We start from the raw sequence: 19,591 nt of genomic DNA on the forward strand, positions 1-19,591 counted from the left end.
AGTTGTTCTGCCAAGGGCATAGCTGGGTAGCTATGTGCGGAAGGGATAAGTGCTGAAAGCATCTAAGCATCGAAGCCCCCCTCAAGATGAGATTTCCCATAGCGTAAGCTAGTAAGATCCCTGAAAGATGATCAGGTTGATAGGTTCGAGGTGGAAGCATGGTGACATGTGGAGCTGACGAATACTAATAGATCGAGGACTTAACCATATAATATGTAGCAATGTTATCTAGTTTTGAAGGAATATGCCTTCATAGTTTGGTGATGATGGCAGAGAGGTCACACCCGTTCCCATACCGAACACGGAAGTTAAGCTCTCTAGCGCCGATGGTAGTTGGGACCTTGTCCCTGTGAGAGTAGGACGTCGCCAAGCAACTAAACACGAGTCAAATGACTCGTGTTTTTTCGTGTTTTCTTTTATAATCCATAGTAATTAAAAAAATGTGCTTAAATAATTACTATTTTGATTAAATGCAGGGGAATGTGGCTAGGATAGTGAATAAGCAAAAGAGTTGCAAATTTTATTAATACGTATATAATTAAAGTCAAAGATAGTCAAAGTCAATAAAGGTGGCGGATAAATGAGAAATATATCTGATATCATTGAGCAATATCTAAAGCAAGTTATTGACTTAAGTAATAATAATGTGATTGAAATCAAAAGAAATGAGATTGCGGATCGATTCGAGTGCGTACCATCTCAAATCAATTATGTAATCAATACCCGTTTTACATTAGAAAGAGGATTTATAGTAGAAAGTAAACGTGGTGGAGGAGGTTACATTCGCATTATAAAAGTCAAACTGCATGATGATATAGACATTATTGATCAAATGCTTCATATGATTGATCATAGCGTTGCACAAGGGAATGCAGAGAGTATGATTATACGTTTATTAGAAGAGGGAATCATAACAGGCCGTGAAGCAAAACTAATGTTAAGTGTACTAGATCGTTCTGTATTATCAATAGATATTCCTTCTCGAGATGAACTTAGGGCTCGAATATTATGCGCAATGTTAAGAACACTGAAATATAAATAAATACAGCTTTTGTAAAAGAATGATAATTAAGATAGGGCAGTTAAATATTGTAGAAGTTTTGAAAAAGAGCATGTACTTTTATCTAAATGGATTAAGGAAAGAGGACAATCTAGTAATGTATGAAAAGTATCATGAGGTAGATCGTTCCTGTTGTAAAGGTGGGGATATTGATGACTTGTCAAAACTGTAATATAAGACCAGCAACTTTACATTATACAAAAGTAATCAACGAGAAGAAGGCGGAAGTTCATCTTTGTGAGCAATGTGCAGAGCAAAGTGGCTATACGTCTTTCTTTCAATCATCACAGTCTAACTTTTCATTTCATGATGTATTTGCTGGTTTATTACACGGTGAATCAACAATGTTTGGAGAAGGAAAAAACGGGTTTTCAAATACAAATACAATAAGATGTCCAGGTTGTAAGATGACATACGAACATTTTACAAAGGTGGGACGCCTTGGTTGTGCTTCTTGTTACGATACATTTAAAGGACACTTAAACCCATTGTTAAAACGACTTCATGGTGGACATACAGAACATTGTGGAAAAATTCCGGAACGAATGGAAGGAAATATCCACTTAAAGAAAGAATTAGATGAACTAAAACTTATTCTGAAACAATATGTACAGAATGAGGAGTTTGAGAAAGCTGCTGAGGTAAGAGATGAAATTCGAGGGCTTGAAACTCAGCTTAGTGAGCATAGAGAGGGGGAGTAGTTCTATGTCACTGGACAAAATTATGAATGAAGCGATTAGTCCATGGATGAAGGGGGATGGCCCTGATTCTGATATTGTTTTAAGTAGTCGAATTCGTTTGGCTCGTAATTTTAAGCAATATCAATTTTCTACTATGCAAAACGAAGAGGAAGCTCAAAAGGTTCAAGAATTATTTAAAAAGAAATTTATAAATAAAGCGGTAGAGCCCTTTGGGAAGTTTGGACTATTAAAAATGAATGAATTAACGCCTCTTCAAAGGAGAGTTTTAGTCGAAAAGCATTTAATTAGTCCAAATCTAGCAGGGACTGAATATGGAGCATGTCTGTTATCAGAAAGCGAACACATTAGTGTGATGCTTAATGAGGAAGACCACATTAGGATTCAGTGCCTATTTCCAGGACTACAGTTATCAAAGGCGCTTCAAAGCGCCAATCAAATAGATAATTGGATTGAGAAAGAGGTTGAATATGCTTTTGATGAATCACTTGGATATATTACGAGTTGTCCTACTAACGTTGGTACAGGATTAAGAGCTTCTGTAATGATTCATTTACCAGGGCTGGTTTTAACAAAAAGAATTAGCCGTATTATACAAGTAATTCAAAAATTAGGTTTAGTAGTAAGAGGAATATACGGTGAAGGTAGCGAAGCGTTAGGTAATATATTTCAAGTATCAAATCAAATGACGCTAGGGAAATCCGAAGAAGATATTATTGCAGATTTAAAGAGTGTCATGCAGCAAATTATACAACAAGAAAAATTGGCCAGAGAATTAATTGTACAAAATTCGAGTATTGAGCTTGAAGATAAGGTTTATCGTTCTTACGGTATACTAGCAAATAGTCGTTTAATTCAATCTGCAGAAGCGGCAACTTGCTTATCGGATGTACGACTTGGTATTGATCTAGGATATATAAAAGGTATATCGAGAAATATTTTGACTGAGCTAATGGTTCTTACGCAACCTGGTATTTTACAACAATACGCAGGAGGACCTTTAGGACCAGAAGAAAGAGATTATCGAAGAGCAACCTTAATCCGTGAGCGATTACGTATTGAAAAAAACTAAGCGCAAGTAGGAGGCGATTTCTATGATGTTTGGAAGATTTACAGAAAGAGCACAGAAAGTATTAGCTTTATCTCAAGAGGAAGCAATTCGCATTGGGCATAATAACATTGGAACAGAACATATTTTACTTGGGCTTGTACGCGAAGGTGAAGGAATTGCAGCAAAAGCGTTAATTGCTCTTGGATTGAGCCCGGAGAAAGTGCAAAAAGAGGTAGAAGCGTTAATTGGACGTGGAACAGAAGCTTCTCAAACTGTACATTATACACCTCGTGCTAAAAAAGTTATTGAATTGTCTATGGATGAAGCGCGTAAGCTAGGACATTCTTACGTTGGAACAGAACATATTTTACTTGGCTTAATCCGTGAAGGTGAAGGTGTAGCGGCACGTGTTTTAAATAATTTAGGCGTAAGCCTCAACAAAGCAAGACAACAAGTGTTACAACTTCTTGGAAGTAACGAAGCAAGTTCAGGTCACCAAGGTGGTTCATCGACAAATGCAAATACACCGACACTAGACAGTTTAGCGCGCGACTTAACAGTTGTTGCACGTGAGAATCGTTTGGATCCTGTTATTGGACGTAGTAAAGAAATTCAACGTGTAATTGAAGTGTTAAGCCGTAGAACAAAAAACAATCCAGTGTTAATTGGAGAGCCTGGTGTAGGTAAAACAGCAATTGCTGAAGGGTTAGCACAGCAAATCGTAAATAATGAAGTTCCTGAAACGTTAAGAGATAAGCGTGTTATGACACTAGATATGGGAACAGTGGTAGCTGGGACGAAATATCGTGGTGAGTTTGAAGATCGTTTAAAGAAAGTAATGGATGAAATACGTCAAGCAGGGAATATTATTCTATTTATTGATGAACTTCATACATTAATCGGTGCAGGTGGAGCAGAAGGTGCAATCGATGCATCAAATATTTTAAAACCATCTTTAGCACGCGGAGAATTACAATGTATTGGTGCGACAACTTTAGATGAGTATCGTAAATATATTGAAAAGGATGCAGCTTTAGAGAGACGTTTCCAGCCAATTCATGTTGATGAGCCGAGTCTAGAAGAATCAACTCAAATCTTGAAAGGTTTACGCGATCGTTATGAGGCCCATCACCGTGTGTCTATTACAGATGATGCAATTGATGCAGCTGTGAAACTTTCAGATCGTTATATTACAGATCGTTTCTTACCAGATAAAGCAATTGATTTAATTGATGAAGCTGCTTCAAAGGTTCGCTTACGTTCTTATACAACACCACCAAACTTAAAAGAGCTTGAAGTGAAGCTTGAGGAAATTCGAAAAGAAAAAGATGCGGCTGTACAAAGTCAAGAGTTTGAAAAGGCTGCTTCCTTACGTGATATGGAACAACGCTTACGTGAGAAATTGGAAGATACAAAGCGTCAGTGGAAAGAGCAACAAGGAAAAGAAAATTCAGAGGTTACGGTAGAAGATATTGCAAATGTCGTTTCTACATGGACACGTATCCCTGTTTCTAAACTTGCACAAACAGAGACTGATAAATTATTAAACTTAGAATCCATTCTTCATGATCGTGTCATCGGCCAGGATGAAGCGGTAGTGGCCGTAGCGAAAGCTGTTCGTCGTGCAAGAGCAGGACTAAAAGATCCGAAACGTCCAATTGGTTCATTTATTTTCTTAGGACCAACAGGTGTAGGTAAAACAGAATTAGCAAGAGCATTGGCAGAATCTATGTTCGGTGATGAGGATGCAATGATTCGCATTGATATGTCTGAGTATATGGAGAAACATTCAACTTCTCGCTTAGTTGGTTCTCCTCCAGGATATGTTGGGTATGAAGAAGGCGGACAATTAACAGAGAAGGTTCGTCGTAAGCCGTATTCAGTTGTCCTATTAGATGAAGTAGAGAAGGCGCATCCCGATGTATTTAATATTTTACTACAGGTATTGGAAGATGGTCGTTTAACTGATTCTAAAGGACGTACAGTTGACTTCCGTAATACGATTGTTATTATGACGTCTAACGTTGGTGCTGAGGCGTTAAAACGTAACAAACATCTTGGATTTAACGTACAAGATGAAAGCCGTGATTATTCGGATATGAAAGGTAAAGTAATGGATGAGCTGAAAAAGGCATTTCGTCCAGAATTCTTAAACCGTATTGATGAAATTATCGTATTCCATATGCTTGAGAAAAAACATATTCAAGAAATTGTGACTCTTATGGTAAATCAGTTAGTGAATCGCTTAAAAGAACAAGAAATTGAATTGCAATTAACAGAAGGGGCGATTGCAGCTATTGCTGATAAAGGGTTTGATCGTGAATATGGTGCTCGTCCACTACGTAGAGCAATTCAGAAGCATGTAGAAGATAGACTATCGGAAGAACTTTTAAAAGGTGCTATTGAGAAAGGGCAAAAAGTTATCTTTGATGTAGAAGGGGAAACATTTGTCATTCATAGTGCTGAAAAGGTAAAATAAGTATAGACAAACTAAGAGGGCTACGAGATAGCCCTCTTTCTTGTACGAGAAGGTCAAATGTTTATAGATGAAAGCGAAGTGAAATATAAAAAGATATGGCTAAAAAGAAAACAAAATTCACATGTCAAGAGTGTGGTTATCAATCACCAAAATATATGGGTAAATGTCCAGGGTGTGGTCAATGGAATTCGCTTGTTGAAGAGATGGAACCCGTTGTATCATCCAGACGCCTAAATTATGCAAATGCAATTCAAACAGAAGTAACAAAACCAAGACGTCTTACAGAAGTAGAAACAAAGTCTGAGGCACGTATTGAAACAAAATTTCAGGAGTTTAACCGTGTACTAGGTGGCGGAATTGTAGATGGATCTTTAGTACTTATTGGTGGGGACCCTGGGATTGGAAAATCAACGTTATTATTACAGATTTCCTCGCAATTAGCAGATGCTTCATATGATGTATTGTATATATCAGGTGAGGAGTCAGCAAAGCAGATTAAACTTCGTGCAGATCGTTTACATGTAAATGGTAGTAATCTATTTGTTGTATCAGAGACAGATTTACAGCGTATTGCAGCACATATTGAAGAGATGAATCCTGCTTTTGTTGTTATTGATTCTATTCAAACGATACATTTACCTGAGGTGACATCAGCTCCTGGTAGCGTGGCGCAAGTACGTGAATGTACAGCAGAATTAATGAAACTTGCAAAAACAAAGGGAATCCCAATTTTCATCGTAGGACATGTGACAAAAGAAGGTGCAATTGCGGGGCCGCGTATGCTAGAACATATGGTCGATGCAGTTCTTTACTTTGAAGGAGATCGACACCATACATATCGTATTTTACGAGCTGTAAAGAATCGTTTTGGTTCTACGAATGAAATGGGTATCTTTGAAATGAAAGAACTTGGCCTTGCAGAAGTCTTAAATCCTTCTGAAATTTTCCTTGAGGAAAGACCAGTTGGAGTTGCAGGTTCAACAGTAGTTGCCTCAATGGAAGGAACAAGACCAGTTTTAGTAGAAATACAGGCATTAATTTCCCCTACTAGTTTTGGAAATCCTCGAAGAATGGCGACAGGAATTGATCATAATCGTGTCTCGCTTATTATGGCTGTACTAGAGAAAAGAACAGGTTTACTATTACAAAATCAAGATGCGTATTTAAAAGTAGCTGGTGGTTTGAAATTAGATGAACCGGCAATTGATTTAGCTGTTGCCTTAAGTATAGCTTCAAGTTTTAGAGATAAATCTACGGCACCAACTGATGCGGTAATAGGAGAAGTTGGATTAACTGGAGAAATAAGAAGAGTATCAAGAATCGAACAACGTGTACAAGAAGCAGCTAAATTAGGATTTCAACGTGCTATCATTCCTAGAAAAAATTTAGGGGGGTGGACAATTCCAGAGGGGATTGAGGTTGTAGGTGTTTCTAATTTAGGAGAAGCGCTTCGTTTGACATTAGGAGGCTAGGCTATGGAAGAAAATAAGCAACGTGTCAAAAGTATAATTAATATTTTACAGCTCGTGGCCCCGGGAACACCACTGCGCGAAGGGATAGATAATGTACTTCGCGCACAAACAGGGGGACTAATTGTTCTTGGGTATAATGAGCAGATTAAAAGCATTGTTGATGGTGGTTTTCATATTAATTGCGCATTCTCTCCTGCTAGTTTATATGAATTAGCAAAAATGGATGGAGCACTTATTTTAAATGAAACTGGAAGTAAAATTTTAATTGCAAACGCACAGTTAGTTCCGGATTCATCTATTGATTCTATTGAAACAGGTATGCGTCACCGAACAGCAGAGCGTGTAGCAAAGCAGACGGGCAGCCTTGTTGTGGCCATTTCACAAAGACGTAATGTAATTACGCTATATCAAGGGAACTTACGTTATACATTAAAAGATATAGGTGTCATTTTAACAAAAGCAAATCAAGCAATTCAAACGCTAGAAAAATATAAGGCTGTATGGAATGACGGCATTACGAATTTGGGTATTCTAGAATTTGAAGAGGTCGTTACAATGTCCGAGGTGGTTCACGTTTTACATAGTGTTGAAATGGTGCTGCGTATAAAAAATGAAATATTGAGCTATATTCATGAGTTAGGAACAGAAGGTAGGTTAATTCGTTTACAGCTTACAGAATTACTAGCTGATTTAGAGGCAGAGGCAGCATTGTTAATTAAAGATTATCACCAGGAGAAAACACAAGACCATCATCAAATCTTGAAAAAGTTACAAGATCTTGCAAATACACAACTTTTAGAGGATAGTGATTTAGTTAAATTACTTGGCTATCCAGGACAAACAAGCTTAGAAGAAAGTGTGACACCTAGAGGGTACCGAATCACAAGCAAGATTTCTCGTGTTCCGCCACTTATTATCGAGAATTTAATTAATCGATTTAAAACATTGCAAGGTGTTTGCCGAGCAACTATTAATGAATTGGATGATGTGGAAGGAATTGGGGAAGTGAGAGCGAAGAAAATACGAGAAGGTCTAAAAAGAATTCAAGAGCATCTCTATATGAGTAGACACAATTAAGAATATTACATTGATTCTATAATATAACGACACTAGAACATTTTTGGTATATGATATGATATATTGGTAAATAAAACTATTTACAAAAAAACACGTCCGCTTTTGCATTCGGCGTTTTGATTAGCGAAACAATGGTTAATAATGAGTAGGAGGTGGTTGGATGTTAAAACGGATTGTACAGCTCTTCTTTTTAGTGATCGGGGGAGCGTTAGGGATTTACTTAATCCCAAAAATTATTAATGTATTAGATATCGGTGCGGTTCCTTTGTTGGAAGGATCGTATGTTCGTGCAATTATTGGTGCAATTATTTTATTTTTAACAACATTTTGGCTTGTAGATTATATTGTTCAACTTATTAAGCATATTGAAGAGGCTCTTGTAAAGGCGCCTGTAGCAGATGTTTTATTTGGTACATTAGGATTAATCTCTGGTCTTATTGTTGCATATTTAATTTTGATACCAATTCGTGAATTTACAATTCCAGTTATTAGTACGGTGTTGCAAGTATTCTTCACCCTTTTACTTGGATATTTAGGATTCCAAGTAGGATTTAAAAAGAGGAATGAATTGCTAGGATTATTTACATTACCCCAACGCGGAGGTAAGAAGAAAAACAATAGTGAGAATGAAGAGGTAGAGGTTGAAGCAGAAAAATCTACGACTCATTGGAAAATTCTCGATACGAGTGTAATTATTGACGGACGTATTGCAGATATTTGCCAAACAAAGTTTTTAGAAGGAACAATTGTCATTCCGCAATTCGTATTAGAAGAGCTTCAGCATATTGCCGATTCTTCAGATGCTTTAAAGCGTAATCGTGGCCGCAGAGGGCTAGACATTTTAAATCGTATTCAAAAGGAGATGCCAATTCCGGTAGAAATTTATGAAGGCGATTTCGATGATATCCAAGAAGTAGATAGCAAGCTTGTAAAGTTGGCAAAAATCACTGGTGGAACTGTAGTAACAAACGATTTCAATTTAAACAAAGTTTCTGAATTACAAGGGGTTACGGTGTTAAACATTAATGATTTAGCTAATGCGATTAAACCAGTCGTACTCCCTGGTGAAGAATTAAGTGTTTATGTTGTGAAAGATGGTAAAGAACAGAATCAAGGTGTTGCATACTTAGATGATGGTACGATGATTGTAGTAGAAGATGGTAGAGAGTATGTGGGTTCACAACTTGATGTACTTGTTACTAGCGTATTACAAACATCGGCTGGTCGTATGATTTTTGCAAAACGTAAATTGCTAGAAAAAGCATTATAAGTAGAGGATTATTAATATGTATACATTAATTATTCCGGCAGCGGGCCAAGGAAAACGAATGGGTGCTGGTAAAAATAAGTTATTTTTACTTATAGATGAAGTACCAATTATTGTGCACACATTGCGTGCTTTTGAAAAAGATAAAGCGTGCAAAAGTATTATTATGGCAATTAACGAAGAAGAACGCCCATATTTTGAAGAGTTAATGCAGAAGTACCAGATTGAAAAGCACGTACAATTTATTCAGGGTGGAGCCGAAAGACAAGATAGCGTATATAACGCACTTCAGTATGCGAGTGGTGTCGAATATGTTCTTGTGCATGACGGGGCGCGCCCGTTCGTAAGGAATAAAGTGATTCGCGATGTATTAACTGCAGCAGAAAAATATGGAGCTTCCATTTGTGCAGTGCCAGTAAAAGATACTGTTAAGAAAGTAGAGCAGGGTGTTGTTGTAGAAACGGTAGAGCGATCTCAACTTAACGCTGTACAAACACCACAAGGATTCTCTGTTTCTCTTTTGCTAGAAGCTCATAGAAGCGCAAAGCAAAGTTGTTTTCTTGGCACAGATGATGCAAGTCTCGTAGAACGTGTTGGGAAGCAAGTAGGTGTAGTAGAGGGGAGTTACTATAATATTAAAGTGACGACTCCGGAAGATCTATTAATTGCTGAAAGTTTCCTACGTGTTCAGAAGAAATAATGTTGATGATGTGTTAATAAAGAAAAGCTCGGCAACAGCCGGGCTTTTCTTTATAAGGATAGCGATATAATATAGAGTCATAAAGCTCAGTAGTTTAGCTTAAGGAGGAAGTAAGGATGTTTCGAATTGGACAAGGTTTTGATGTACATGAATTTGCGGAAGGGCGCCCGTTGATTATTGGTGGAATTACAATTCCACACGAGAAAGGATTAATTGGTCATTCAGATGCAGATGTATTGTTACATACGATTGCTGATGCATGTTTAGGTGCGATTGCAGCAGGAGATATCGGAAAGCATTTTCCTGATACAGACCCAGCTTTTAAAGATGCAGATTCAGCTGTATTGTTACAAAAAGTTTGGGAATTTGTGCGTGAACAAGGTTACGAGTTAGGAAATTTAGATTGTACAATTATTGCTCAAAAACCAAAAATGGCACCACATATTGAGAGCATGCGTAAGCGCATTAGTGAACTGCTAGAAACGTCTATCAATAACATTAATGTAAAGGCAACAACAACAGAAAAATTAGGATTTACAGGTAGAGAAGAAGGGATTGCTTCTCAAGCGGTTGTTTTATTACAGAAAAAATAATGGTTTTTAATTCGTAAGATGGATAATCACATTTTTTTGGTGTACAATTATAGAATGTGTTGACATTAAGAATGGAAGGTGTACCAATTATGGAAAAGCAAGTGAGAGTGCGCTACGCGCCAAGTCCAACAGGACACTTACATATCGGAAATGCGCGTACGGCATTATTTAATTATTTATTTGCTCGTCATTTAGATGGCAAATTTATTATTCGTATTGAAGATACTGATGTAAAACGTAACGTGGCTGGTGGAGAAGAAAGCCAATTAAAATACTTGAAATGGCTCGGTATGGACTGGGATGAAGGTGTTGATGTTGGTGGTGAATTTGGACCATATCGCCAAACAGAGCGTTTAGATATTTATAAAAAATTATATGAAGATTTATTAGAGCGTGGTCTAGCTTATAAATGTTATATGACAGAAGAAGAGCTAGAAGCAGAGCGTGAAGGACAAATCGCTCGCGGTGAAACACCTCGTTACGCAGGTAACCACCGTGAATTAACTGAAGAACAAGTGAAAGAATTTGAAGCTGAGGGACGTATTCCAAGTATTCGTTTCCGTGTACCAGCTAATCGTGACTACACATTCAAAGATATTGTAAAAGATGAAGTTGCGTTCCATTCAAATGATTTCGGTGATTTTGTTATTGTGAAAAAAGATGGAATTCCAACTTATAACTTTGCAGTAGCAGTAGATGATCATCTAATGGAAATTACACATGTACTTCGTGGTGATGATCATATTTCAAATACACCGAAACAAATGATGATTTATGAAGCTTTCGGCTGGGATATTCCACAATTCGGTCATATGACTCTAATTGTTAATGAAAGTCGTAAAAAGTTAAGTAAGCGTGATGAATCTATTATTCAATTTATTGAGCAATATAAAGAGCTTGGGTATCTTCCAGAAGCAATCTTTAACTTTATTGCACTACTAGGTTGGTCTCCGGTAGGAGAAGAAGAAATCTTCTCTAAAGATGAGTTTATCAAAATGTTCGATGCAGCTCGTTTATCAAAATCACCTGCATTATTTGATTCTCAAAAACTAAAATGGATGAACAACCAGTATATGAAAAAGCAAGATTTAGATACGGTTGTAGAGTTAAGTTTACCGCATTTAGTGAAAGCTGGACGTGTGGGAGAAACTTTAAGCGAACAAGACCAAGCTTGGATTCGTGATGTAATTGCTTTATACCATGAACAAATGAGTTTTGGAGCTGAAATTGTAGAGCTTTCTGAAATGTTCTTTAAAGATCATGTTGATTATGAAGAAGAAGGACAAGAAGTATTAAATGGTGAACAAGTACCTGAAGTACTTCGTGCATTTGCTGGTCAAATAGAAGCTCTAGAAGCAATGGAGCCAGCAGCAATTAAGGCAGCGATTAAAGCAGTTCAAAAGGAAACAGGTCATAAAGGTAAAAACCTATTTATGCCAATCCGTGTTGCAACTACAGGACAAACGCATGGTCCAGAGCTTCCGAATGCTATTGCACTTCTTGGAAAAGAAAAAGTTTTAAATCGTCTTCAAAAAGTAATTGGTTAACATTTTCTAGGTTTAGAAATATAATAAGTATACCTAAAACCTAATAAGGAAAAGCGACGAGAAGGAGAAGTAGAAAATCAGGCTTTTTACAGAGAGAACCACCTTTAGGCTGGGAGTGGTTTATAAGCAGATTTTTGAAATGCCCCTTCGAGTCTTCTGCTGAACAGCGAATTGCTTCGTGGGATGTCTTAGGCCGCAAAGTAAGCAGAAGCGGTGTACACCGTTATCATGGATGAGTTTGAGGTTTTTTTAAGCCTAAACAGAGTGGAACCGCGCTTAAAAGGCGTCTCTGTCAATATGACAGAGACGCCTTTTTTTTATACCGTGTAAATAGGTATGAATATAGAATTTATCTCCTTATATAAAGAATTAGGGGAGAAGTGATGAGTTAGGGGAGTTAGTTCGTTCGACAAAAAAGCAGCCCATAAAGGGGAGGGAACACCGATGTTTAAGAGGCTTCGGGAAGATATTGAAGTCGTTTTTGAACAGGATCCAGCGGCAAGAGGTTATTTCGAAGTCATTTTAACTTACTCTGGATTACATGCAGTTTGGGCCCATCGAATTGCACATGCTTTTTATAAAAGAAACTTTTTCTTTCTTGCACGTTTTGTTTCACAAGTGAGCCGCTTTTTTACTGGCATTGAGATCCATCCAGGAGCAACTATTGGTCGACGCTTTTTCATAGATCATGGAATGGGAGTTGTAATTGGAGAAACTTGTGAAATTGGTGATAATGTAACGATTTATCAAGGGGTTACATTAGGTGGTACAGGAAAAGAAAAAGGGAAGAGGCACCCAACAATTCAGGATAATGTATTAATTGCGACGGGTGCTAAAGTTCTTGGGTCTATTACTGTGGGAGAGAATTCTAAAATCGGAGCAGGGTCTGTCGTATTAAAAGAAGTTCCTGCACATTCTACAGTTGTAGGTATACCTGGCCGTGTCGTTATTCAAAATGGAGTAAAGATTGGTCAAGAATTAAATCACTCTGACCTTCCAGATCCGATTTTTGATAAATTAAAGGCTATGGAAGTAGAACTTGATAAATTGAAGAAACAATTGGAATTAAAGGTAGAAAGGAAGGATAAAAATGACTATTCACATTTATAATACGTTAACACGTCAAAAAGAAGAGTTTGTTCCATTAGAAGAAAATAAGGTAAAGATGTATGTATGCGGACCTACAGTTTATAACTACATTCATATTGGGAATGCAAGGCCTCCCATGGTATTCGATACAGTGCGTCGTTATTTAGAATACAAAGGATACGATGTGCAATATGTATCTAACTTTACGGACGTAGATGATAAATTAATTAAAGCGGCAAATGAATTAGGTGAAGATGTACCAACAATTGCTGATCGTTTTGTTGAAGCGTACTTTGAAGATGTAACAGCACTAGGTTGCAAACACGCAACAGTTCATCCTCGTGTAACAGAAAATATGGATATCATTATTGAATTTATTCAAGAACTTGTGAATAAAGGGTATGCATATGAATCAGAGGGTGATGTGTACTTTAAGACGAAGGAATTCGAAGGTTACGGTAAATTATCACATCAACCAATCGCAGATTTACGTCACGGTGCTCGTATTGAGGTAGGGGAAAAGAAACAAGACCCTCTTGATTTTGCTTTATGGAAAGCTGCGAAAGAAGGAGAAATCTTCTGGGAAAGCCCTTGGGGGCAAGGGCGTCCAGGATGGCATATTGAATGCTCAGCAATGGCGCGTAAGTACTTAGGGGATACGATTGACATTCATGCTGGTGGGCAAGACTTGGCGTTCCCGCATCATGAAAATGAAATTGCGCAGTCAGAGGCATTGACTGGAAAAACGTTTGCACGTTACTGGATGCATAATGGATATATTAATATTAACAATGAGAAGATGTCTAAATCGCTTGGTAACTTTATTTTAGTTCACGATATTATTAAGCAATACGACCCGCAGTTAATTAGATTCTTTATGTTATCAGTACACTATCGTCACCCGATTAACTTTAGTGAAGAGTTATTACAAAGTACGAATAATGGACTGGAAAGAATTAAAACAGCTTATGGAAACTTAAAGCATCGTATGGAGAGTAGTACGGATTTAACGGACCATAATGAGAAATGGTTAGCTGAAATAGAGAAATTCCAGACTGCATTTGAAGAGGCAATGAATGATGACTTTAACACTGCAAATGCAATCACCGAATTATACAACGTAGCAAATCATGCAAATCAATATTTACTTGAAGAGCATACATCTAAAGTTGTGATTGAAGCATACGTAAAACAACTGGAAACGTTATTTGATATTTTAGGATTAGAATTATCAAAAGAAGAATTACTGGATGAAGAAATTGAAGAGCTTATCCAAAAGCGCATTGAAGCTCGTAAAAATCGCGATTTCGCATTGTCTGATCAAATTCGTGACGATTTAAAAGAACGTAATATTATTTTAGAAGATACCGCTCAAGGTACAAGATGGAAAAGAGGATAAGGATGATTGATGCAAAGCAATTAAACAGCTTGGCGTTAGCGTATATGGGTGATGCGGTATATGAACAATATATCCGCTATCACCTCCTTCAAAAAGGAAAAGTTCGCCCTAATCAATTACATCGCTTAGGGACGAGCTTTGTTTCAGCAAAAGCACAGGCGAAAGTTGTTTATCATTTATTAGAGACGGCATTTTTGACAGAGGAAGAAGAGGCGGTATTAAGAAGAGGGCGTAATGCAAATTCAGGTACAGTTCCGAAAAATACGGATGTACAAACATATCGACATAGTACAGCCTTTGAAGCGCTAATTGGTTATCATCATTTATTAAATAATCGTGAAAGATTAGACGAAATTGTATATAAGGCAATTGCAGTTTTAGAAGAAAAGGAAGGGGGCACATCATCATGACTAGTGAATATATTATCGGACGTAACCCTGTAATTGAAGCGTTAAGATCAGGGAGAGATATTAATAAAATTTGGATCGCAGAAGGTGCTGCCAAAGGACAAGTACAAATTGTACTAGCGTTAGCGAAAGAAAATAAGATTATTTTACAACATGCACCAAAGAAAAAGTTAGATCAATTAGTTGAGGGTAATCATCAAGGTGTAATTGCTCAAGTAGCTGCATATCAGTATGCAGAGTTAGAAGATTTATTCAAAGTGGCAGAAAAACGTAATGAAGATCCGTTCTTCTTGATTTTAGATGAGATTGAAGATCCGCATAACCTAGGTTCTATTATGCGTACTGCTGATGCAACAGGAGCTCATGGAATTATTATTCCGAAGAGAAGAGCTGTGGGACTTACCGCATCAGTTGCGAAAGCATCAACAGGAGCGATTGAATACATTCCTGTTGCGCGCGTAACAAACTTATCTCGTACAATTGATGAATTAAAAGAGCGTGGACTTTGGATTGCTGGTACAGATGCCAAAGGGAAAACGGATTACCGTAATTTAGATGGTACAATGCCGATTGGATTAGTAATTGGTAGTGAAGGAAAAGGTATGAGTCGTATTATTGGTGAAAAGTGTGATTTCTTAATCACTCTACCGATGGTTGGTAAAGTTACATCCTTAAATGCTTCAGTAGCCGCAAGTTTGTTAATGTATGAGGTATATCGTAAACGTCACGAAATTGGTAAATAAAAAATGAACGATATTTTAATCGTTGACGGCTACAACATTATCGGAGCTTGGGGAGATTTGAAGAAACTGCGGGATATAGATTTACAATCATCAAGAGATGCGCTTATTGATAAGATGGCGGATTATCAAGGTTATACAGGTACAAAAGTGATGATAGTCTTTGATGCCTATACAGTCCATGGTATTGAAAAAAAGATGAAACAATCTCGTGTAGAAGTAATATTCACACGAAAGAATCAAACTGCAGACGAAAAGATAGAGCAACTTGCGATAGAGCTTAGAAATATAAATACACAAATATATGTTGCGACTTCTGATTATACAGAACAATGGGTTATATTTGGGCAAGGTGCCCTTCGAAAATCTGCGCGTGAATTAGAGTTGGAAGTACAAGCGATGGAACAACAAGTAAGAAGGCGTACAAAAGACACGAAAGAACAGCAGCCCGCCATGCGAAAGATATTTAGTAAGGATATTACAGAAAAATTAGAAAAATTAAGAAGAGGAGAGCGTTGAAGCATTGACGCTCTTTATCTTTTTACTGTATAATATTGCTAAATAAATAGCGGTCGGAGGGATCAAGGTGGAAGCAGGCTTCGTAAGTATAGGCGACGTTACATTTCGTGATTTAGAGGATGAGGCAATCGTTGAGTTAGTTCGAAAAGGTAATACTGACGCTCTAGAATATTTAATTCACAAGTATAAGAACTTTGTTCGTGCGAAATCAAGATCTTACTTTTTAGTGGGTGCCGATCGAGAAGACATTGTTCAAGAAGGTATGATAGGGTTGTTTAAAGCAATTCGTGATTATAAAGAGGACAAGCTGTCTTCATTCAAAGCATTTGCTGAACTATGTATCACTCGACAAATTATTACCGCTATTAAAACGGCAACAAGACAAAAACATATTCCTTTAAATTCGTATGTGTCTTTAGATAAGCCGATTTACGATGAGGAATCTGATCGAACGTTATTGGATGTTATTTCTGAAGCGAAGGTGACTGATCCTGAAGAGATGATCATTAGCCAGGAAGAATATACAGACATAGAATCAAAAATATCTGAATTATTAAGCGATTTAGAAAGAAAAGTGCTTTCTTTATATTTAGATGGTCGTTCTTATCAAGAGATTTCAGAACAGTTAAACAGGCATGTGAAATCTATTGATAACGCTTTACAAAGAGTAAAGAGGAAATTGGAACGATATATGGAAATGAGAGAAAGTACAACTTTAAATTCATAAGAAGTAACAAGTGCTGCAGGTGTAAAATAAATCACCTGTTTTCTTTTGTAGAGAGTACAAAATGCATGTCATTGACATTGTCTTTTATTGTATGATACATTTTTAGGGACATAATGTTACAAGGTTGGTGTAACTAATGAGGAAAAAAGTTGTACTCTCATGTGAAGAGTGTAAAAATCGAAACTACTCTACTATGAAAGATACGAGCTCAATAGAGCGACTTGAAATAAAAAAGTTTTGTAAAACATGCAATCAGCATACAGTTCACAAGGAAACAAAATAAATAATTGAAATAATACACTGGAGGTCCCGCAGATGCGTTTAACGAACTTTTTCGGCGATGTAGGTCGCGAAATGAAAAAAGTAAGTTGGCCTAAAAAAGATGAATTACTCCGCTCAACAGCGACTGTTGTTGCTACAGTTGTGTTCTTTGCGATTTTCTTCGCAGTAGTTGATATGGGCATTTCTTCTTTAATTCGGTTAATTCTTGGTTAATTCTTGAATAAGAAGCACTTATCCATGATATAATGTTATTTATAAGAACTGTGTAAAAGCCCGGTGAACGGGTTTTTTCATTTGCGCAAAAAAATGTACGTCAGGGAGGGAAGGACGCTCGTCCTAAATGAATGGAAAAAAGTTGGTATGTTGTCCATACTTATTCTGGATATGAAAATAAAGTAAAAGCAAACCTAGAGAAACGTGTAGAATCAATGGGTATGCAAGATAAAATTTTCCGTGTTGTTGTCCCGGAAGAAGTAGAAGTAGAAATGAAAAACGGAAAAGAAAAATTAATGAAAAGAAAAGTGTTCCCAGGTTATGTATTAGTAGAATTAATCATGACTGATGACTCTTGGTATGTTGTACGTAACACGCCAGGTGTAACTGGGTTCGTTGGTTCTTCTGGTTCTGGATCTAAACCATCACCTCTATTAGAAGAGGAAGTTGTTACCATTATGAAACATATGGGAATGGACAACGAAGTGGTTGATTTCGACTTTGAACTTCATGAGACAGTACGTGTAAATGAGGGGCCATTCGCAGATTATACAGGTGCTATTGAAGAAATTGATGTGGAGAAGAAAAAGGTTAGCGTGCTTGTGGATATGTTTGGTCGCGAGACTCCAGTTGAACTTGACTTCCATCAAATTGAAAAATTATAAAATGAAACTTGAAATGAATTGTAAAAAGTGATAATATCTTTTAAGTCAGTACGTCTTCGTTATCGGAGACGTTTTTTGAAAGATTTTATCCTTACAGATAAAATATGACGTGGGAGGGCAAATCACTGTCCAATTGACCACATCACGGACTTAAGGAGGTGTGTCTCGTGGCTAAAAAGGTAATTAAAATGGTAAAGCTTCAAATTCCTGCAGGTAAAGCTAACCCAGCTCCACCAGTTGGTCCAGCATTAGGACAAGCAGGTGTTAACATCATGGGCTTCTGTAAAGAGTTTAACGCTCGTACAGCAGATCAAGCTGGTCTTATCATCCCTGTTGAAATTACGGTATTTGAGGACCGTTCATTCACTTTCATTACTAAAACTCCTCCTGCTGCTGTTCTTCTTAAGAAAGTAGCTGGTATTGAGTCTGGTTCTGGTGAACCAAACCGTAATAAAGTGGCAACTGTTAAGCGTGATAAAGTACGCGAAATCGCTGAAACTAAAATGCCTGACCTAAACGCTGCTAGCGTAGAAGCTGCAATGCGTATGGTTGAAGGTACTGCACGCAGTATGGGCATCGTTATCGAAGACTAATTCGATTTGTTTTTAAAAAAGGTTGCGGGTCTGGAATTCCAATTCGCAACCTTTATTATCGTAAATGATTATCGTTTTTAAATAAATGGATGGCGCTCATCCTCAGGTTATACCTGAAAACAGGCGTAAACGTGGGAGGTTATTCCGCTAAAACCACATTCGAGGAGGAAATAAAAATGGCTAAAAGAGGTAAAAAGTACGTAGAAGCTGCAAAGCTTGTTGATCGTGCAGCTGCTTACTCTGCAACAGAAGCAGTAGAATTAGTAAAGAAAACAAACACAGCTAAATTTGATGCAACTGTAGAAGCTGCATTCCGTTTAGGTGTTGACCCTAAGAAAGCTGACCAACAAATCCGTGGTGCAGTTGTTCTTCCACACGGTACTGGTAAAGTACAACGTGTATTAGTATTTGCTAAAGGTGAAAAAGCTAAAGAAGCTGAAGCTGCTGGAGCTGACTTCGTAGGCGATACTGATTACATCGGTAAAATCCAACAAGGTTGGTTCGATTTCGATGTAGTAGTAGCAACTCCTGACATGATGGGTGAAGTTGGTAAACTTGGTCGCGTATTAGGACCTAAAGGTTTAATGCCAAACCCTAAAACTGGAACAGTTACTTTCGATGTAACTAAAGCTGTTAACGAAATCAAAGCTGGTAAAGTTGAATACCGCGTTGATAAAGCTGGTAACATCCACGTTCCAATCGGTAAAGTATCTTTCGAAGATGCTAAATTAGTAGAAAACTTCAAAACAATTGCTGACACTTTACAAAAAGTTAAGCCAGCTGCTGCAAAAGGTACTTACATGAAGAACGTAACAGTTGCTTCTACAATGGGACCTGGCGTACGTGTAGACGTTTCTACATTAGCGTAAATTTTGGAAGTTGACTTCATAAAGAAGTTTTAATATAATCATTTATGTTGTGAATTTAATTAGTGTACCGTAGACAGTAGGTGTCAATAGACTTAATTTCCTACCTAGGTGTTAATATACGAAGCGGAATCTTTTTTCTGTGAC

Annotated in this window: 21 protein-coding genes, 2 rRNA genes and 2 other annotated features (1 of these 25 cut by a window edge); all 23 genes read left to right on the forward strand. The window is 37.4% G+C overall.

What is annotated here, in order from left to right:
• A 23S ribosomal RNA gene (locus tag HMPREF1014_RS27970) occupies positions 1-208 on the forward strand; the annotation flags it as partial.
• A 48-nt stretch (positions 209-256) separates the two neighbouring features.
• Positions 257-372, forward strand: a 5S ribosomal RNA gene (gene rrf / locus HMPREF1014_RS27975).
• A gap of 208 nt (positions 373-580) precedes the next feature.
• Positions 581-1,042: a transcriptional regulator CtsR gene (ctsR, locus tag HMPREF1014_RS27980; RefSeq protein ID WP_001244557.1), complete on the forward strand. Its 462-nt coding sequence runs from the start codon at positions 581-583 to the stop codon at positions 1,040-1,042.
• Positions 1,043-1,212: 170 nt separating this feature from the next.
• Positions 1,213-1,761 carry a protein-arginine kinase activator protein McsA gene (mcsA, locus tag HMPREF1014_RS27985; RefSeq protein WP_000128398.1) on the forward strand — a complete coding sequence of 183 codons (549 nt, stop codon included), beginning with the start codon at positions 1,213-1,215 and terminating at the stop codon, positions 1,759-1,761.
• A gap of 4 nt (positions 1,762-1,765) precedes the next feature.
• Complete coding sequence (mcsB, locus tag HMPREF1014_RS27990; protein ID WP_000050842.1) at positions 1,766-2,830, forward strand: protein-arginine kinase McsB; 1,065 nt, start codon at positions 1,766-1,768, stop codon at positions 2,828-2,830.
• Positions 2,831-2,852: 22 nt separating this feature from the next.
• Positions 2,853-5,288: an ATP-dependent protease ATP-binding subunit ClpC gene (gene clpC / locus HMPREF1014_RS27995; RefSeq protein ID WP_000971184.1), complete on the forward strand. Its 2,436-nt coding sequence runs from the start codon at positions 2,853-2,855 to the stop codon at positions 5,286-5,288.
• Positions 5,289-5,383: 95 nt separating this feature from the next.
• Complete coding sequence (radA, locus tag HMPREF1014_RS28000) at positions 5,384-6,760, forward strand: DNA repair protein RadA (protein ID WP_001085202.1); 1,377 nt, start codon at positions 5,384-5,386, stop codon at positions 6,758-6,760.
• Positions 6,761-6,763: 3 nt separating this feature from the next.
• A complete protein-coding gene (gene disA, locus HMPREF1014_RS28005) occupies positions 6,764-7,837 on the forward strand; it encodes a DNA integrity scanning diadenylate cyclase DisA (RefSeq protein WP_000392158.1) in 1,074 nt (357 codons plus the stop codon).
• Between the two features lie 160 nt (positions 7,838-7,997).
• Positions 7,998-9,107 (forward strand): PIN/TRAM domain-containing protein, encoded by a 1,110-nt coding sequence (locus HMPREF1014_RS28010; protein ID WP_000919677.1) that lies wholly within the window; start codon positions 7,998-8,000, stop codon positions 9,105-9,107.
• Positions 9,108-9,123: 16 nt separating this feature from the next.
• Positions 9,124-9,804, forward strand: a complete 681-nt coding sequence (ispD, locus tag HMPREF1014_RS28015; RefSeq protein ID WP_000288281.1) for a 2-C-methyl-D-erythritol 4-phosphate cytidylyltransferase — start codon at positions 9,124-9,126, stop codon at positions 9,802-9,804.
• Between the two features lie 116 nt (positions 9,805-9,920).
• On the forward strand, positions 9,921-10,397 hold the full coding sequence (gene ispF, locus HMPREF1014_RS28020) for a 2-C-methyl-D-erythritol 2,4-cyclodiphosphate synthase (protein ID WP_000488388.1): 477 nt from the start codon (positions 9,921-9,923) through the stop codon (positions 10,395-10,397).
• An 89-nt stretch (positions 10,398-10,486) separates the two neighbouring features.
• The gene (gltX, locus tag HMPREF1014_RS28025; RefSeq protein WP_000415146.1) at positions 10,487-11,944 is read left to right on the forward strand and encodes a glutamate--tRNA ligase; all 1,458 of its coding nucleotides are present in this window, start codon (positions 10,487-10,489) and stop codon (positions 11,942-11,944) included.
• 47 nt (positions 11,945-11,991) lie between these two features.
• Positions 11,992-12,238: a binding site (T-box leader), on the forward strand.
• 150 nt (positions 12,239-12,388) lie between these two features.
• A complete protein-coding gene (cysE, locus tag HMPREF1014_RS28030; RefSeq protein ID WP_000476497.1) occupies positions 12,389-13,054 on the forward strand; it encodes a serine O-acetyltransferase in 666 nt (221 codons plus the stop codon).
• On the forward strand, positions 13,035-14,432 hold the full coding sequence (gene cysS, locus HMPREF1014_RS28035; RefSeq protein ID WP_000152276.1) for a cysteine--tRNA ligase: 1,398 nt from the start codon (positions 13,035-13,037) through the stop codon (positions 14,430-14,432). Before cysE ends, cysS begins: the two co-directional genes overlap by 20 nt.
• 2 nt (positions 14,433-14,434) lie before the next feature.
• Positions 14,435-14,842, forward strand: coding sequence for a Mini-ribonuclease 3 (locus tag HMPREF1014_RS28040; protein ID WP_000564261.1), 408 nt, complete (start codon positions 14,435-14,437; stop codon positions 14,840-14,842).
• Entirely contained in the window at positions 14,839-15,582 is a 744-nt protein-coding gene (rlmB, locus tag HMPREF1014_RS28045; RefSeq protein ID WP_000200237.1) for a 23S rRNA (guanosine(2251)-2'-O)-methyltransferase RlmB, read from the forward strand. Before HMPREF1014_RS28040 ends, rlmB begins: the two co-directional genes overlap by 4 nt.
• Before the next feature lie 3 nt (positions 15,583-15,585).
• Entirely contained in the window at positions 15,586-16,098 is a 513-nt protein-coding gene (locus tag HMPREF1014_RS28050; protein ID WP_000997874.1) for an NYN domain-containing protein, read from the forward strand.
• Between the two features lie 67 nt (positions 16,099-16,165).
• Entirely contained in the window at positions 16,166-16,825 is a 660-nt protein-coding gene (locus HMPREF1014_RS28055; RefSeq protein WP_000387193.1) for an RNA polymerase factor sigma-70, read from the forward strand.
• A gap of 136 nt (positions 16,826-16,961) precedes the next feature.
• Positions 16,962-17,108 (forward strand): 50S ribosomal protein L33, encoded by a 147-nt coding sequence (gene rpmG / locus HMPREF1014_RS28060; RefSeq protein ID WP_014481927.1) that lies wholly within the window; start codon positions 16,962-16,964, stop codon positions 17,106-17,108.
• A gap of 32 nt (positions 17,109-17,140) precedes the next feature.
• Positions 17,141-17,320 (forward strand): preprotein translocase subunit SecE, encoded by a 180-nt coding sequence (gene secE / locus HMPREF1014_RS28065; RefSeq protein ID WP_001241323.1) that lies wholly within the window; start codon positions 17,141-17,143, stop codon positions 17,318-17,320.
• 131 nt (positions 17,321-17,451) lie between these two features.
• On the forward strand, positions 17,452-17,985 hold the full coding sequence (gene nusG, locus HMPREF1014_RS28070) for a transcription termination/antitermination protein NusG (RefSeq protein ID WP_000415794.1): 534 nt from the start codon (positions 17,452-17,454) through the stop codon (positions 17,983-17,985).
• Positions 17,986-18,152: 167 nt separating this feature from the next.
• Positions 18,153-18,578 (forward strand): 50S ribosomal protein L11, encoded by a 426-nt coding sequence (gene rplK, locus HMPREF1014_RS28075; RefSeq protein ID WP_001085872.1) that lies wholly within the window; start codon positions 18,153-18,155, stop codon positions 18,576-18,578.
• Positions 18,579-18,754: 176 nt separating this feature from the next.
• Positions 18,755-19,447, forward strand: a complete 693-nt coding sequence (gene rplA / locus HMPREF1014_RS28080; protein WP_001987630.1) for a 50S ribosomal protein L1 — start codon at positions 18,755-18,757, stop codon at positions 19,445-19,447.
• A gap of 49 nt (positions 19,448-19,496) precedes the next feature.
• Positions 19,497-19,591, forward strand: a sequence feature (ribosomal protein L10 leader region); it runs 50 nt beyond the window's last position.

The organism is Bacillus sp. 7_6_55CFAA_CT2 (assembly GCF_000238655.1).
In the GTDB taxonomy this organism is placed as follows: domain Bacteria; phylum Bacillota; class Bacilli; order Bacillales; family Bacillaceae_G; genus Bacillus_A; species Bacillus_A cereus.

Bases quoted from the DNA above. Each gene is read 5' to 3' on its own strand.
- ctsR (WP_001244557.1), top strand. From the start codon at position 581: ATGAGAAATATATCTGATATCATTGAGCAATATCTAAAGCAAGTTATT.
- mcsA (WP_000128398.1), top strand. From the start codon at position 1,213: ATGACTTGTCAAAACTGTAATATAAGACCAGCAACTTTACATTATACA.
- mcsB (WP_000050842.1), top strand. From the start codon at position 1,766: ATGTCACTGGACAAAATTATGAATGAAGCGATTAGTCCATGGATGAAG.
- clpC (WP_000971184.1), top strand. From the start codon at position 2,853: ATGATGTTTGGAAGATTTACAGAAAGAGCACAGAAAGTATTAGCTTTA.
- radA (WP_001085202.1), top strand. From the start codon at position 5,384: ATGGCTAAAAAGAAAACAAAATTCACATGTCAAGAGTGTGGTTATCAA.
- disA (WP_000392158.1), top strand. From the start codon at position 6,764: ATGGAAGAAAATAAGCAACGTGTCAAAAGTATAATTAATATTTTACAG.
- HMPREF1014_RS28010 (WP_000919677.1), top strand. From the start codon at position 7,998: ATGTTAAAACGGATTGTACAGCTCTTCTTTTTAGTGATCGGGGGAGCG.
- ispD (WP_000288281.1), top strand. From the start codon at position 9,124: ATGTATACATTAATTATTCCGGCAGCGGGCCAAGGAAAACGAATGGGT.
- ispF (WP_000488388.1), top strand. From the start codon at position 9,921: ATGTTTCGAATTGGACAAGGTTTTGATGTACATGAATTTGCGGAAGGG.
- gltX (WP_000415146.1), top strand. From the start codon at position 10,487: ATGGAAAAGCAAGTGAGAGTGCGCTACGCGCCAAGTCCAACAGGACAC.
- cysE (WP_000476497.1), top strand. From the start codon at position 12,389: ATGTTTAAGAGGCTTCGGGAAGATATTGAAGTCGTTTTTGAACAGGAT.
- cysS (WP_000152276.1), top strand. From the start codon at position 13,035: ATGACTATTCACATTTATAATACGTTAACACGTCAAAAAGAAGAGTTT.
- HMPREF1014_RS28040 (WP_000564261.1), top strand. From the start codon at position 14,435: ATGATTGATGCAAAGCAATTAAACAGCTTGGCGTTAGCGTATATGGGT.
- rlmB (WP_000200237.1), top strand. From the start codon at position 14,839: ATGACTAGTGAATATATTATCGGACGTAACCCTGTAATTGAAGCGTTA.
- HMPREF1014_RS28050 (WP_000997874.1), top strand. From the start codon at position 15,586: ATGAACGATATTTTAATCGTTGACGGCTACAACATTATCGGAGCTTGG.
- rpmG (WP_014481927.1), top strand. From the start codon at position 16,962: ATGAGGAAAAAAGTTGTACTCTCATGTGAAGAGTGTAAAAATCGAAAC.
- secE (WP_001241323.1), top strand. From the start codon at position 17,141: ATGCGTTTAACGAACTTTTTCGGCGATGTAGGTCGCGAAATGAAAAAA.
- nusG (WP_000415794.1), top strand. From the start codon at position 17,452: ATGGAAAAAAGTTGGTATGTTGTCCATACTTATTCTGGATATGAAAAT.
- rplA (WP_001987630.1), top strand. From the start codon at position 18,755: ATGGCTAAAAGAGGTAAAAAGTACGTAGAAGCTGCAAAGCTTGTTGAT.